Genomic DNA, 15,084 nt, shown 5'->3' with positions numbered 1-15,084 from the left:
CGGACGTACCTAAAAGGAATATCCCTTGTTCTCTCCGTTGCGGCCGGCAGGCGGCCATATCGGCGTCAAGATCGTCACGGTGTCGCCCGACAACAATGCCGTAGGCAAACCCGCGGTGATGGGGCTTTACCTCCTGCTCGAGCGCGACGGGCTGCGCATTTCATCCGCTCTTTCGGCACCACGGAGAGAACAAAGGATATTCCTTTTAGCTACCTCCGGCGAGCGCGCCGCCCGCCAGCTTCCCGTTCGGAATAGCAATTGAACTCGAAGTGCTCGCACGCTGTGATGATGGCTCACCTATTGCAGCAATCGAGGCTGTGGCATGACAGAGCTCGCGATTGATCAGGGACACGCGATCGATCAGGGACAGTTGCGCGAGCAAGTGCTTGGGATACCCGTGCACGCCCTGGATTTGGCGCAGGCAGTCAACTGTGTCTTCGACTGGGCCCTACGGCGGGAGAGCCGAACGGTTTTCCTGTGCAATGTCCACAGTGTCGTCACCGCCCGCCGCAATCGCGCCCATGCCGAAGCCATAGATAGCGCCGACCTTGTCGCGCCGGATGGAGCGCCGGTGGCCTGGATGCTGAGGCGGCAGGGACACGCGGATCAGCCGCGCATCAGCGGACCGGACCTGATGTGGATTTGTTGCCGGAGGGCATCGGAACTCGGCACGGCAATGTTCCTGTACGGCGGCAGCCCGGGCACCCTCCAGCGTCTCGGAGGGTGCATTCGAACCGAGTTTGCCGGCATAAACATCGTGGGCTCTTACTCACCTCCGCGCCGCCCTCTGTCGACCGAGGAAGATGAGGCAGTGGTCAGAATGATCAATCAGTCCGGTGCGAGGATCGTGTGGGTGGGACTCGGATGTCCCAAGCAGGAAAGCTGGATGCAGGCGCATCGCGGCCGGATCAATGCGGTCATGCTGGGGGTAGGAGCAGCTTTTGATTTCCACGCCGGAGACGTCAAGCGGGCGCCGCAATGGATGCAGAAGAGCGGGCTGGAATGGCTGCACCGGCTCTTCCAGGATCCCCGCCGCCTGGCGAGCAGGTATCTCGTGACGAACAGCCTGTTCATACTGGCTTTGCTGCAGGCGTTGCTGCTTCCCAGGCACAGACTTCGTGACGGTTAGAGGGAGGCGGAACCAGTGAACACGCTCGGACCGCCGTATTGCTGATCTGCGCCAACTCCTTCAGGGGCGGCTGTTCTTCGGCGCTGCTGCTGGGAGGCGGCGCTGCCCATATCTGGACGGTGTGGTTTGCATTGCCTCGACAGGCACCTGACTGGAGGCTACCATGACTCTGAGCAAACAGGCCGCCAGTCTGGCTGTCCTGCATGTCACCGACGTCCTGCAGCCGCTGATCATCTTGCCCTATGCCGGGCGTGTCCTCGGACCCATGAGTTTCGGGCAGTACGCGTATGCGCTCGCCATCGGACAACTCGCTGCCTCCGTCGTGGCCTATGGTTTTCATTGGACCGCGCAGCGCAGGGTTGCTTCCCTTCGATACGAACCGGCGGCGATCGCGTCACTCGTTGCTCAGGTCATGGCCACCAAGGCAGTGCTGTTCGTTGCCGTATGCCTGGTTGGCCTTGTGCTGGCCGGCGACGTCCTGGCGCTCAGTAGGCCGACATTCCTGTGCGCGATGCTCTCGGCCGCCGGCAGCATTATTTTTCCGGCCTGGCTCTTCGTCGGCCTGGAACGTGCCTGGCAGGCGGCCGTCGCGGTGGTTGTTGCTCGCGTTCTGGCGCTCGTCTGCTTCGTCGCCATGGTCGCATCACCTGACCAGGTCGCGCTCGCCGTTGCCATCCAGAGCGCAGTTCCCGTCGTCAGTGGCGTCATCTGCTTACCTTTCATCCTTCCGATTGGGTTCGGCGGCTTCAGGTCCGTGACGCTTTCAACGATTGGAATGCAGCTGCGCAATGGCTGGAGGGGATGCCTCTTCTTAGCCGTGGAGACTGCCCTCTTCACCCTCCCCGTCGCCCTTGTCGGGCATTTCGAAGGTTATGTCGCAGCCGGACAATATTCTGTCGCCGAAAAATTCCTATTAGCCGCGCGGGTATTTTTCAAGTTGCTTATGGATACCTTCATACCGAGGGTTTCATACTACGCTCATGTCGACCCGGCTGCCGGGATACGACTGATAAGGATATCACTATTCACCGTAGCAGGCGGAGCGGCGATGAGTATTGTAATGTTCTTTGTTGCCCCATATATAATATTGATCCTCTTCGGAGATGAATTTTCAGGGGCGATACCTATCGTGCGCGCAATGGCCATTATACCATTGCTGATGAACATAAATACATTCACAGCAAATATATTCATGTTTAGTTACGGCTATGAAAATGAATGGGCCGTCCTTAACGTATCCGGTCTGCTAGTATTCCTGGTGGCCACATATTTTTTGTCTTTCGTCATGGCGGAGCAAGCCATTGTTTATGCACTGGTGGCGAAGGAAGTCGTCGTGCTGGTGGTTTCAGCCGGCTTCTTCCTCATTGGCGGAGCGGCCGCCCTTCGCACGGTGGCGGCTTGCGACGCAGGCCGGGCGCGAGGATATCCGCCGGCGTCCCAATCCGCGCCGTTGGAGCACGACGCCGATCGTTTCCGGTCGTAGGAGAGCATAGTATGTTCGCCACTGATCACTTTGTCCTTCAGCCGCCGGGCTCGCCTCATCAGCCGATCCCCCCCAAGGATCGCGACGAGCTGACGGCGAAAGACATCTTGAGATTTGTTCGAAGCAGTTGGCGCCTTTGCCTCCTCTGGATCGTTGTGAGCCTTGGTGTCGGCGGCGCATATGCGGTCCTTTCGCCTGGATATTACACCGCCTATGCGACAATCCTCCTTTCATCTCCGCCCGCTTCGCAACCGGGCGAAGCTGAGGCAGATGAGCGGGTCTATGTAGAGAGCCAGATACAGGTCATTCAGTCGGACGAGGTCGTCGGACGCGTTGTTGACCACACTGCCTTAGCGGAAGACGAAGAGTTTGTGATGGATGACAGCTTGCGCGCGCGGATCTCCAGCTATGTGCGGAGCCAATTGGCGTCTCTCTTCGGCACCGAACTGCCGACGACGGAGCCAAATATTCGGCATGAGGCGATGGTCCTTGTGAGGCGCGCGTTTTCCGTCCATCAGCTGGGTTCCTCCCGCGCCGTCGAGATCGGGGTCACCTCTTCCGATCCTCAGTTCTCGGCCATGCTCGCGAACGCGATCGCGGGCGGTTACATCGGAAGTCAGCGCGAACGCCGGCAGGCGGCTCGCGCGGAAGAAACATCTGATCTGCACAAGCGGCTGGCGGAACTTCGGGAAAAGGCTTTCGTGACCGAATCACCGAAGAAACTCCCATCGGACCCTGAATCTGCGGAGAGGGCAAGAGTCCTTTTCCGCGAGCAGCAGAGCGCGGCCGAGGTTTATCGCTCGCTTTACAATGCCCTTCTGCAGCGGACCCACTCCGATTTTAGCGCCTCGTCGCTGATCCCGAGCGCAAGGGTCATCACCGCGGCCGAACCGCCTCGCCAACGCAGTTGGCCGCCAACGGTCCTGATGGTAGCGCTCTCCGCTATGGCCGGTGGGATTGCCGGCGTTGGTCATGCATTGATCAGGCAGGCAATGAACCACCGCCTGATGACGGTCGAGGATGTGCACAGGTCGACCGGCCTCGATCGGATAGTAGGGATCCCCAGAATTCCCCGCCGCAGGTGGAATGTCGTGGGGCCATGCGAGCAGTCTTTGCAGCCCGTCTACTCAAAGGACGCTCCCGAGCTTCACAGCTCGCTGAGCAAGATTGCCACCCGGATGCGCGGAGTTCAGGGCCGCCAAGTGAGCAAGGTTGCCACCCGGATGCGCGGAGTTCAGGGCCGCCAAGGCGGATTTGTAATCGGCGTTGCTTCACCCCTCGGCAAGTCCGGAAGCTCCACGGTGGCGGTTCATCTCGCAAGGGTCATTGCGGCGACCGGGCAAAAGACACTGCTCGTTGATGCCAATTGGCAAAAGCCATCAATGGACCAGCCAATGCTGAACGCGGAGCCAGCTCGCAAGCTCGCCAGGGCGTTTGCCACCATTCCCGCGGATCAGGAAGGGCTGGAAGTTCTGGTTCTCAGGCCCACGGGGTCAATCTCCGACTTGAATGCCTCGCTCTCCATCTCCGCTGCACTCCAGCATCTGCAGCAAGAATACAGTTGTATAGTGGTTGATTTTCACAGCACCGACCGCACCGCTGATCTGGAAGCGGCCATGGGCGTCATCAGCGAGGTCCTCCTGGTGCTGAAGGCACGCCGCACTTTCGCGGACCACCTCGAGGGAATCCTGCGCATCATCCCTGCAGAGAAACTCTCGGCAGTAATTTTGACCAGGATCAACCGTGCGGCTTTCAGTCCTAACCGGGAATACAGGCCATGACCTCGCCAGCGACATTGTCACGCAGGAAGGGTTCAGAGCCGGTCGACCTCGTTTGCAGCCATTCCCCTGACGTGCTCGACTACACCCTCTTTCTCTCCGGCATTTGGCTGGCCTGCGCCCTCGCAATATCCCTGCGCCTGCTTGGCCCTTTCTTCATAGTGATCCCGGTCGGTTTCTGTCTGGCCTATGCCGTGCTGCGGCAGACGGTGCCGCCCCGTCTGCTGGCGGTCTACACCGCCTTCTGCCTCTTCATTGCCCTGCTGTCCAGATACGGGCTGATGCCGGATTCCTGGCAGGTTCACTTCCTTCAAGAAGCAGTCATAAGGCAAATCGTCCCGATTGTGGGATTCTTCGCCGTCGCATGGGCATCCAAGGCTTATTTCCGCCGCAGGCTGATGAGCGGCAATGCTTTTTTTGGTGCACCCGTTTTCCTGTTCCTGTCTCTCGTTGTCGCGCCGGCGGTGATGTTTCAGCAGGACGTGCAATATCAGGGCGCATCTCCGCAAGCCACGATACCGATTCTTTATGGTTCGCTGATCAATAACATGGTCATTGCCATTTTTTTCATTGCAGGCGGTATTTTTCTGACGAACGACTGGCGCCGATACGGCGGCATTTTGCTCTTATTGGGAATAGCCCTCGCCAGCCCCTTGGCTCAGTTCAAGGTGCTCGCGGTCACGATCATCGTGATTCTAATTGGCGTGCCCGGCCGTTTGATGGCCGCAGCTCTGGCGACCGCACTGACTTCGGCCTGTGCCGTCGGGCTGAACTTCATACCTCAAACCTTTGCTCTGGACCCGAACTCCGGGATCCGACTCGAGTTCATTTCGGACGCACTCGCATCCCTTGCGGATACATACGGATTTGGCATCGGATTTGGGAAGGAATCGGTCCGATGGCGATATGAGTTTCCCGGGTTCGAGGATATTACCTTTCTTCCCGACACCAGGAATATTACGCATGCCAAAATGCTTGAGATACTCTCGACAGGAATTCACAATTCGTTCTTTCAAGCCATATTGCGGACGGGGATCATTGGTTTCATTTTGATCGTGTCTGCCATTTTGGTTGCCTTCCCGCCAAATCGACTGCCACGCGGTGTTCGCAATCATGCGTCCACAGTCTTCATCACGATTTTCCTCGCCATGTTCGTCAATCCAGTCCTAGAGAGCCCTGTACAGATTGTGGGAGTTGGTTTCTCATACGGCTATTTGATTGCACTTCGCGCCAGCGTTCCGGCCTTGGCTGTGGAACCCCCTCCAGTTGAACCGGGTCGAACGCAGCATTGCGCTTGTTCATACGTCTGACGGAACATGGATGCGGCCCACCCGACATCGGCGGGCTATCGGTCTCGGTAGAAGGGGATCGCGTTGTACCGATTTTGGCGCGGCAGGAGCAGGAGAGCCGTCCGCTGATGTGCCCGCTCATGCGGCGGCGCCGTGCCGCTTCCATGAGGAGTGCCTCGAAAGAGCCAGCGAGCCAGCCATTTTGCCTCGGCCTCGGCTATGCCTCCTCTGGTAGCATAGGGCCATCCACTGCGCAGGTTCGCCCGCGCCGGAGAAACCCGTGCTAAGTCGCCCGTAGAGATACGGGAGCAACCCGTTGGGGGAACCCATGAAGCTGTTGAGATCCTTGTTGTCGGCGCTGTCGATGACCATGGCTTCGACCCGCCTCGCTTCGTTCGCTGGCGCCATCGCTCTGATTCCGACAGCGGCACTTGCCGACTACACGCTACAGCCCGGAGATACGCTGGAAGTATCGGTCCCTGGTATTCCGGATTTCAGGCAGCGATTGCTGATCGGAGTGGACGGCGAAGTGAATTTGGCGCTGGTTGGAGCGGTTCAAGTCAGCGGCCTTTCCATTCAACAAGCGCAGGAAATAATCGCTGGCAGTCTCGCCAGCAAGCAGTATCAGCGGGGGACCGCGGACGGCCGTGAAGTAACGCACCTGATCCAGACCGACCAGGTCTTCGTTTCGCTTGCCGAATACCGGCCCATCTATGTTTATGGTGATGTGGCCAAGCCGGGAGAGTACATCTTCCGGCCGGGTATGACCGTCCGACAGGCTGTGGCGGTTGCGGGTGGCTACAGCGCTGCCCAGGTTCGCATCGCCAATCCGCTCATGGAGGCGGCCGATTTCCGTTCCGAGTACAAAGCCCTATGGGCGCAATTCGCAACGGAACAGGCTCGCATTTGGCGCCTTCGCACCGAACTCGGCGAAGAAGTCGAACATGTCAAGAACGTGCCGGTGCCTGAGGCGCTCGCCGAACGATTGAAGCAAACGGCAACAGCGCATATCGAAGCTCGTCTGTCAGACAGTGAAAAGGACAAGGAGCTTCTGCGACGTGCTGTCGAGGAGACTAACCTGCAACTGGGGCTCCTGTCTGAAAAGAAGAAGAAGGACGAAGAGGGAAGCCAGGCCGACGCCGACGATTACGAGAGCGTCAGGACGCTGTTTCAGAAGGGCCTGGCGCCGACCACGCGCCTATCTGAAGCCCGTCGAGCGGTGCTTATGTCATCAACCCAACTGCTCGATACGATCGTCCAGGCCTCGAACATCGAGCGCCAGCGCGGCGAATATGTCAGACAGATGAACAAGATCGACAGTGAACGACAAATCGCGGCCTTGGGAGAGCTACAGGAGGCCTATATGAATCTGGCCCAGATCTCGGCGCGTCTTGAGGGTACCGCGCAGAAGCTGGCGCTTACAGGTCAAGCGCAATCCACCTTGCTGATAGCCGCGGGTCGGCCCGAGATAACAGTCCATAGAAAGCGAGAGCAGGGCGCCGAGACGCTCCCCGGCAGCGAAGATCTCGGGCTTGCGCCCGGCGACGTTGTGGAGGTCGTTCTGCCAAAGGTCGACTTTTCCGGAGCCGTCGCGTCGTCGCCACGGGCGTCCGGGATGCCGAATTGAGATTCGGACGGGGCGGACTGCGATGCGTGTTTTAATGGTTCATAATTTCTACCAGATAAGGGCCGGAGAGGACAGCGTGGTTCGGGAGGAGCTCGCGTGCCTCAAGCAGAATGGGGTCGAGGTCGAGCTGTTCTCAGCCACGAATGACGATATCGTGCGGGTCGCGCGGAAGATTTCTACCGCCCTGGGGGTTGTCTACAACTCTCATTCACGGCGGGCACTGTCCCGAAAATTGGCGGAATTTTCACCGGATGTCGTCCATATCCACAATTTCTTTCCTCTCCTGAGCCCCTCCATCCTGGATGCGTGCCGCGAGGCCGGCGTGCCATCAGTAATGACCTTGCACAATTTCAGGATCCTCTGTCCCAGTGCCTTGCTTTATCCCGATGAGAGGCTTCGGGAGCGAAGTCTCCGCCACGCCTGCTGGTGGACTGTTCCGAAGAAGGTCTACAGGAATTCCCTGGCGGGCACGCTCGCCCTTGCCGCAATGGTCGAGTTTCACAAGAGAGCCGGCACCTGGTCCCGCAAGGTCGAGCGCTTCATTGCCCTCACTGACTGGGCCAGGCGCAAGCTTGTGGAAGGCGGCCTGCCGGCCGAACGCATCGTCGTCAAGCCCAACGCTGTTGCCAGGCCGCCGATCTTCGGTGACCTTCGTCGCAATGGAGGGCTGTTCGTCGGGCGACTGGATGAGCACCACAAGGGAGTGGCCACGCTGCTCGAGGCGTGGAAGGAGATCGACTATCCGCTGCGGATCATCGGCGACGGGCCGTTGGCTCCGCTTGTCGAGCAATCTGCGTGCGAGCGCGTGGAATATCTCGGGCGTCAGTCGCGCGAGACGGTGCTGAAGGAGATGCAGACTGCAGCATTCCTGCTCTTTCCGTCGAAAGGGTATGAATTGTTTCCCATGACAGTCATCGAGGCCTTCGCAAGCCGGCTGCCGGTCATCTGCTCGGATCTGCCGTGGATCAAAGGGGTCGTGGAGCCAGACGTCACCGGCCTTGTCGTTCCTGTCGGCAATGCCGGCGCGTTGGCCGATCAGGTGCGCTGGGCGCTTTCAAACCGATCTGCCTTGGAGGAAGTGGCAGGCCGGGCCTATGCCGCCTATCAGGAGCAGTACACGCCCGAAGCAAACTTCAATCGGCTGATGGCCATCTATGAACCCCTGGTCAGGCGCCCGATCCGGGCCTTCGCGGCGGTGTCGTAAGGTGGGCCGGAACATACGCCGGCAGGAACCGACCAGGGCTGCCCATAGGGCAGACCAAGCTTCACGCGTTAACGAGCGCAGTGCGGGCCGGGGTACTCCCATTTTTCGTTTATCGATTGCCCCGAGGATCGATCCTGCCGCCTCGCATACTTCGGAGAGGTCCTCTTTTGCTTCCATTGCTGAAACACGGTGCAACGGGAGGCTGCGGCCGCCCGCAGGCACCTATTGTGACGGTTTGATCGAATGCGCATTGTCTTGACCCGGCGCGAACCTTTGGATTCACCTGATGGTGTGAGCATCTTCATTGTGGCACTTGCCCAGGCGTTGCTCGAACTGGGGCACCAGGTGCAGATCGTGGTCGGCACCTTCGAAAGCCCCGCAAAATTTCAGCGACTTCTTTCGCCTCGCCTCGAGTTGCCGATAATCGGATTGAGCCGCACGCCTTTGACCGGACCGGCCTCAGTCGCGGCATGGCTGCGGGCGATCGGTATCATCAATCGGTTCCGGCCGGACCTCGTCATCCACAGCGAGACGGTGCCGCTACCGCTGCGTGGCACGATCGTCCAGATCGTTCACGATCTCGAGAGACGGAAAGGGGCGCTTGCGGCAGCATGGCGAGCCATTCGACGCGCGAGCATGCGGCGCTGCCACTACGTCGTCGCCTCCACGACCGAGCTTCAGGAGGAACTGGTGCGAGATCTTGGCCTGCCAAGGGACCAAATCCTGAAAATTCCCAAATGCATCGATCGCCAGTCATATGCGTCTCGTGGGCTGGCAGAGCGCGAGCGGGCAATCCTCCATGCCGGCACCTCGCCCTACAAGGTGCCGGAGGCGACGATCCGGGCATTCGGCGCCCTCAACGACCCTTCCGTACGGCTCTACGTGACGGGTGGCATCACAAGACCGGTGCGGGAGGCGGTCGATGCTCTTCCTGAACCGATAAGGCGGCACGTAGTCCTTCTCGGCATGGCAGAGGGAGCACGCGTTCGCGAGCTACACAGCCGCGTTCGCGTCGCCGCTTTCCCCACGCGCTATACGGTTCCTGTCGCCTCAGCAACGGTGATGGAGGCGATCGCCAGCGGCACACCCATCGTCGGGACTTCAAGGCTCAGCCGGGATCTCCTCGCGGATGGCGTGAATGGGGCAGTGGTCGAACCACAGCCCGAGGCGATGGCCGCAACGCTAAAGGCGGTGCTGGACGATGATGACCTTTGGTCGCGTTTGTCGGCGGGTGCCCGCGAGAGGGTTAGACAGTTCGATGCTCGCGGTGTTGCAAAGCAATATCTGGAGCTCGCGAACCCCTCCGGATTGCGGTCCAACATCGGAATCTCGGTGAAGGGGGAGGAAGACAAAGGGACTGACGAACCGCGGCTCGCAGATCGTCGGCGGCTTGTCGGTTTCCTTGCATCCCATTCCATGAAAGCTTCTTACGGTTGGGGAATGCGATGATCATCGGCTACTGTCGTATCAACACCTTCGAACCCGCTGCCAGGCTGGAGGCGCAAAAGCTTTATCTTGCCCGCTTGGGAGCCGAGAACTTCTTCTGCGAGAAGACCAGCATATTCGGTTCGACGCCGGAGTTGGAGAGGGCGATCGCATGTGCCAGGAAAGGAGACGTGATTGCGGTCACGAAGCCGTACCGTGTTGCGCGCACAACCCGCGAAGTGCTGGCGCTCATCGAAAGGCTTGGCACCAAGGATGTCGGTCTTCGCATCGTCGACACACCTCTCGATACGAGCACGACGACGGGACGCATGATTCTTGCATCAGCGCCTCTCTGGACGCTTGGGATGTCCCCGTCGCGGTCAATGCTGTCAGACCTGCTTCTCTTTTGGCGTCGTCGTCGGTAGGGCCTCGTCGGATTCGACGCGCCAGCGCACTCTCTCACTGCCAGTTGAAGGCAAGCCGCAATGGCGGTCTGGGATCAAATGCCTTGCGCTCGATGGACCAACCGGCATGCACGGCCGCCCTTTGCCAGATGATGTTGCGGGGATTGGCGAGCGCGTAGACGCAGCAGTCCCTAACACTGTGCTTTTCAGCGCCTTCTGATATCCGGGCATGGAACGACAGGCCGTTGGATGTCGGGGCGTCCCTGCCGTCCCGTGGCCCATTGTAGGTGTCCCGGCTCCGGCAGCGGTTGAACGAGCAACCGCCACTGCCGACCTTACCCTGCGGAACGGCCGAGAAGGCGCCGTTGCCCTGTTTAACGGCATCGACGTCATCGACCCGGCAATTGAAGCTTCCCTCCAGCATGACGCCAGCGCCCGTGGGGCTGTTGTTGTAGAAGACGAGTCCACGTCGAATCGTACAGCGATCCGAGTGAAACGCGGAAATATTGTCCTCGGTCCAGGAGGTGGGCCCGTTCTCGGCCGAGAAATCTTCCAGGCTCGTATCCGGAGAGCGGTTGAACTGCACATTCTGTCCACGGGGGAACGGCCCGCGCGCGTCGTGGAGTTCGAGGAAGCTCATCTGGGTGCCTGGACAGTCGACAACATAGATATTGGAGGAGCCGCGGGACGCCTTGACACGGATGATGATCGCATCGAGGCAGCTTTCCAGCTCTATGTTGTTGCGGTTCTGGCTTGGTCCGGTCCCCGAGGGGGGAACGCCGACATGATCGATCTCGAGATCCTGCAAGCGTATTCCGGCGGCTCCCCGGGCGTATATCCCGCTGCCCATGGCATGACGAATGCGGCAGCTGCGGACGATGACGCCCTGATGGAGTGCCGTGATCCCGTTGTCATGGGGGGCATAAATGTCAAGATTTTCAATGATCTGCCCATCCGCACGCGTGAGCACGGGTCCGCTTGGACGCAGAAAGGAGACGGCACCCCCGAACCATTTACCGCCCGATCCCCCCTGGGCCGGATGCACCGCTGGACCGACGACACCCGAGGCAGGCAGCGCCAGCAGCCCGGCAAGGAGACGGCGCCGGTTAAGGCGCGGGGATTCAAGAGACTGCCGGCCGCGCGACATGGAATCTATCAGCAGTTCGGGTGCTAAACGTCGACTCGGCTTGTGCGGAGACGTCGAGGTGGCCAACGAGATGCAGATAAACCCAACCTCTCGGCAAGGCGGCTTCTTCGGCTAGGTTGTTGTCAGGCATCCCCATTTCCCCTGTGCGCCAGCGGCGTAGGTTCCCGAAGAATGCACATCGGCGGCAGGCTTATGCCCGCACAGGACTCCGCACACCATCTCTCCATTCCGCCCGCCGCGAAAGCCCTTCATAAGGCTTAATTCCGATGGGCAATGTGCCATCTGCCGGATTCCCTGCCATTCTCCGAAGCTGGTAATAAGCGGAGCGCGAGGCGATGTCGGTTGAAGCGGACGTCTTTGACTACGTGATCGTCGGAGCCGGGGCGGGAGGCTGCGTCTTGGCCAATCGTCTGGCGTCTGACGGGACCAATACGGTCTGCCTGCTCGAGGCGGGGCCGCCCGACAGCAGCATCCTTCTGCACATTCCGGCGGGACTCTACAAGACATCCTCGAATCCGAAATATGCCTGGAAGTTCGAAACGGAGCCTAGTCCAGGGACGGCCAACCGTTCTATTCCGATGTCGCAGGGCAAGACACTAGGCGGTTCGACCGCAATTAACGGCATGAACTACAACCGCGGCGCGGCTGCGGACTTCGACGAGTGGGCCCTCCAGGGCAATCGAGGCTGGGGCTACGCCGACGTGCTGCCCTATTTCAAGAGAACCGAGCGGAGGCTTGGGACATGCGATCCCTTCTACCGCGGGACGGACGGACTGCTTCCAGTTACAGACTGCGATTGGCGACATCCGCTATGTGATGCATTCATCGAGGCCGCGCTCAATGCCGGTATCCCGCGTAATCCCGACTACAATTCAGCAAGCCAGGCCGGCGTGGGCTACTATCAGCGCTATATCGACAACGGATGGCGCGTGAGCGCAGCGCGGGCTTTCCTACGGCCGATCGCCAGAAAGAAGAACTTGGACGTCCGCACGAACGCGCAGGCCACTGCCGTCCTGTTCGAGGGAAAGCGTGCCATCGGCGTTCGATATGCACGAGGAGGGCCGAGTCGTCCCACGAGCTTTGTGAAGGCCCGTCGGGAGGTGATCCTCTCCGCTGGCGCGGCGAACTCACCAAAGCTGCTGCAGCTGTCAGGCGTCGGTGCTGCGAGTATGCTCTCCGGCCTTGGAATTCCGGTCGTGCACGAATTGCCCGGTGTCGGTGCAAATGTTCAGGACCATTACATCGTCCACCTGATCGCCCGGGTGGAGGGCATCGAAACGGTCAGCGGAAACGGCGTCGCCCTCCTGCGCGAGGCAGCGAAATGGATGCTGGGCCGCCCGAACTTTCTCGCCGTCAGCCCGTCGCTCGTCTACGGGTTCGCCAACTCGCGGGATCTTCACTCCACCCCCGATATCCAGCTTGACCTTGCCCTGGGCAATTATACCGATCACGGCGCGCGGCGGTTTCCGGTGATCAAGCTTGGCTACTATCAGTTGCGGCCGAAGAGCATCGGACATGTTCGGGCGGTCTCGGCAGACCCGTTTCAAGCTCCGCTCATCCAGCCCAACTATCTCGCCGATGATCAGGACCGACTGGTCGTTATCAACGGCATGAGGACTGTGCAGCAGCTGTTTCGGGCCCCCGAGCTAAGGCGCTACAACTGCACGGAAGAGCTTCCCAGCCCGAAAATAACGGACGACGCCGACCGGCTCCAGTTTGCCCGCGAAATCGGGCTGACCGCCTATCATTTGTGCGGATCGTGCCGGATGGGCCCATCCGACAGTGTTGAATCTGTCGTGGACCACCAGTTGCGGGTCCACGGCCTCAAGGGCCTGCGGGTCGTTGATGCTTCCATCATGCCCTCCGTTCCCTCGGCCAACACTTCGGCCGCTGTCTTTATGATCGCGGAAAAGGCAGCAGACATGATCCTGGGTCGGCAACCCCTCCCGCCACTGAAGCACCATGCGCCGGGCCAACCTGCGGCGGCCGAATAGTTGAAAGTCGAACGACAACTGCCGGGAGAATTCCTTGAAGAGACGTACACTGGTTGCCTCTGAATTCAATGCGAAGGACCGGGCTCACTTTGCGTTGGCGTATGAGTTTTGCCGCATCGTTGCCGAATGCGAGGATGCCGATCTGATCGCCCCCGGCATCGACAACTACCTGACGAGACACTTTCACGCAATCTTGCCAAAGCACGATCCTCACAACGTCCAGCGTGACTTCAACAGACTGACGAGCGCGATTCGCAAAGGGCTTGGCTTGAGGAACGCACCAACCATGGAATATGTTCGGCTCACCCAAGACTATGACCTTTTCTTCTTCGTCGCTTGGAGCCCGCAAAGTCTTGTTGAATTGTCTCGGATCCACGACTGGCGCGGCCGCTGCAAGGTTGCTGTCGCGTATCTGTTCGAACTCTGGTCGAGCACGCTCGAAGAGGACCGCCAATATCTGAAGCTCCTGGACCAGTTCGACCACGTGTTCCTGTTGCACAGCGCGTGCATACCGCGCCTGCCTCAATACACCCGCACGCCCTGTTCCTTTCTTGCCACGGCTGTCGACGGCCTCATTGCAACGCCGTACCTGTCGCCGGTCAAACGCGTGATCGACGTATACTCGATCGGCAACCGAGCCGCGAAGATACACGGACAGCTTCTGAAGCTGGCCGAAGAGCGGGACGACTTCTTCTATCTCTACGACACGCTCGCAAGCACAGATTCCCGGGTCAGGGACTGGCATGAGCATCGGTTGCTGCTCGCCAATATCATCAGGCGAACGCGCTACTTCATGGCTTTCAGTCCAGCGGCACTTGCAAACTCCAAGTCCGTCACGGTTGCCGGCGAGCAGGTGCTGCCTGCCCGTTTCTTCGAAGGGGCCGCGGGCGGCGCCGTCATGCTTGGGACCGCGCCGCAATGCGCCGAATTCGATAAGCACTTTGACTGGCAAGACGCGGTGATCGAGGTATCACCAGACTCGAGCAGTGTCGCAGACGTAATTGGCGAACTCGACGCAAACCCCCGCCGCACTGAATTGTTGCGCAGGACAAACGCGGTCCGTTGCCTAGAGATGCACGATTGGGTTTACCGTTGGGAGCACATCCTTGTCACGATCGGAATGGAGCCGTTCCCGCGACTCCATATTCGCAAGTCGCTGCTGCGACAGATCGCCGCCGATGCGATGGCGCCTCGCCTAGACGATCGGGCCCGAAAGCGGGAACCGCTTTCGGGTTCAAACGGTGCTCAAACAATGAGAAAGAGCGGCAGTTCCGAACCGGTTGCTTCCGTCGGAGCGTCCCCCCGCTCCAGTGCTGCGCGCGAGAGCATTTCACTTCGAGCTACTCCGAAGAGCTAACAGGCGCCGGAAGCGGGCAAGGAGAAGGTCGTGTGTCCGCCGGCTCTGCCCTTTCGGGTTAGAGCTTATGCCGAATTGGCTTCGCACAGTGTGGCTGCCATTCTCTCAACTCCAAGAACCGAGTGCTGCCGCAAACACGGCAATCGAACTTCGAAAGGGGCAATCACCGCAGGCGGCGGATGCAGTCACGCTAGGCATTTCGGCGATTTTCAGCGGAGGAGGGGGCGGTCGTCACGACATGGTGGAT

11 protein-coding genes and 1 pseudogene are annotated in these 15,084 nt (G+C 59.9%); 11 read left to right on the top strand and 1 reads right to left on the bottom strand.

What is annotated here, in order from left to right:
• Positions 1–46: 46 nt before the first annotated feature.
• The 9 genes and pseudogenes from AC0L3H_RS19140 to AC0L3H_RS19100 all read left to right on the top strand — a co-directional run.
• Positions 47–142 (top strand): annotated as a pseudogene (locus tag AC0L3H_RS19140) (bifunctional Delta(1)-pyrroline-2-carboxylate/Delta(1)-piperideine-2-carboxylate reductase); the annotation flags it as partial.
• 180 nt (positions 143–322) lie between these two features.
• Complete coding sequence (locus AC0L3H_RS19135) at positions 323–1,129, top strand: WecB/TagA/CpsF family glycosyltransferase (protein WP_473586502.1); 807 nt, start codon at positions 323–325, stop codon at positions 1,127–1,129.
• A gap of 163 nt (positions 1,130–1,292) precedes the next feature.
• Positions 1,293–2,612, top strand: coding sequence for an oligosaccharide flippase family protein (locus AC0L3H_RS19130; RefSeq protein WP_473586501.1), 1,320 nt, complete (start codon positions 1,293–1,295; stop codon positions 2,610–2,612).
• Between the two features lie 11 nt (positions 2,613–2,623).
• Complete coding sequence (locus AC0L3H_RS19125) at positions 2,624–4,393, top strand: Wzz/FepE/Etk N-terminal domain-containing protein (protein ID WP_473586500.1); 1,770 nt, start codon at positions 2,624–2,626, stop codon at positions 4,391–4,393.
• On the top strand, positions 4,390–5,700 hold the full coding sequence (locus AC0L3H_RS19120) for an O-antigen ligase family protein (RefSeq protein ID WP_473586499.1): 1,311 nt from the start codon (positions 4,390–4,392) through the stop codon (positions 5,698–5,700). Before AC0L3H_RS19125 ends, AC0L3H_RS19120 begins: the two co-directional genes overlap by 4 nt.
• Positions 5,701–6,007: 307 nt before the next feature.
• On the top strand, positions 6,008–7,306 hold the full coding sequence (locus AC0L3H_RS19115; RefSeq protein WP_287237975.1) for a polysaccharide biosynthesis/export family protein: 1,299 nt from the start codon (positions 6,008–6,010) through the stop codon (positions 7,304–7,306).
• Entirely contained in the window at positions 7,212–8,510 is a 1,299-nt protein-coding gene (locus tag AC0L3H_RS19110) for a glycosyltransferase family 4 protein (protein WP_473586498.1), read from the top strand. The genes AC0L3H_RS19115 and AC0L3H_RS19110 overlap by 95 nt, the downstream gene beginning before the upstream one ends.
• A 243-nt stretch (positions 8,511–8,753) precedes the next feature.
• Positions 8,754–9,959, top strand: a complete 1,206-nt coding sequence (locus AC0L3H_RS19105; RefSeq protein ID WP_473586497.1) for a glycosyltransferase family 4 protein — start codon at positions 8,754–8,756, stop codon at positions 9,957–9,959.
• Entirely contained in the window at positions 9,956–10,360 is a 405-nt protein-coding gene (locus AC0L3H_RS19100) for a recombinase family protein (protein WP_473586496.1), read from the top strand. Before AC0L3H_RS19105 ends, AC0L3H_RS19100 begins: the two co-directional genes overlap by 4 nt.
• Positions 10,361–10,394: 34 nt before the next feature.
• Here AC0L3H_RS19100 and AC0L3H_RS19095 read toward each other — a convergent pair whose 3' ends face one another.
• Positions 10,395–11,486: a hypothetical protein gene (locus tag AC0L3H_RS19095; RefSeq protein WP_473586495.1), complete on the bottom strand. Its 1,092-nt coding sequence runs from the start codon at positions 11,484–11,486 to the stop codon at positions 10,395–10,397.
• Positions 11,487–11,821: 335 nt separating this feature from the next.
• On the opposite strand from AC0L3H_RS19095, the gene AC0L3H_RS19090 reads away from it, so the two are divergent.
• Both AC0L3H_RS19090 and AC0L3H_RS19085 read left to right on the top strand, forming a co-directional pair.
• The gene (locus tag AC0L3H_RS19090; RefSeq protein WP_473586494.1) at positions 11,822–13,480 is read left to right on the top strand and encodes a GMC family oxidoreductase; all 1,659 of its coding nucleotides are present in this window, start codon (positions 11,822–11,824) and stop codon (positions 13,478–13,480) included.
• Between the two features lie 34 nt (positions 13,481–13,514).
• Entirely contained in the window at positions 13,515–14,837 is a 1,323-nt protein-coding gene (locus tag AC0L3H_RS19085) for a glycosyltransferase (protein WP_473586493.1), read from the top strand.
• The last annotated feature ends 247 nt before the right edge of the window (positions 14,838–15,084 follow it).

This window comes from Mesorhizobium sp. WSM4816 (assembly GCF_055811535.1).
The sequence above is the reverse complement of the archived record's forward strand: the minus strand, read 5'-3'. Positions and strand labels throughout refer to the sequence as shown.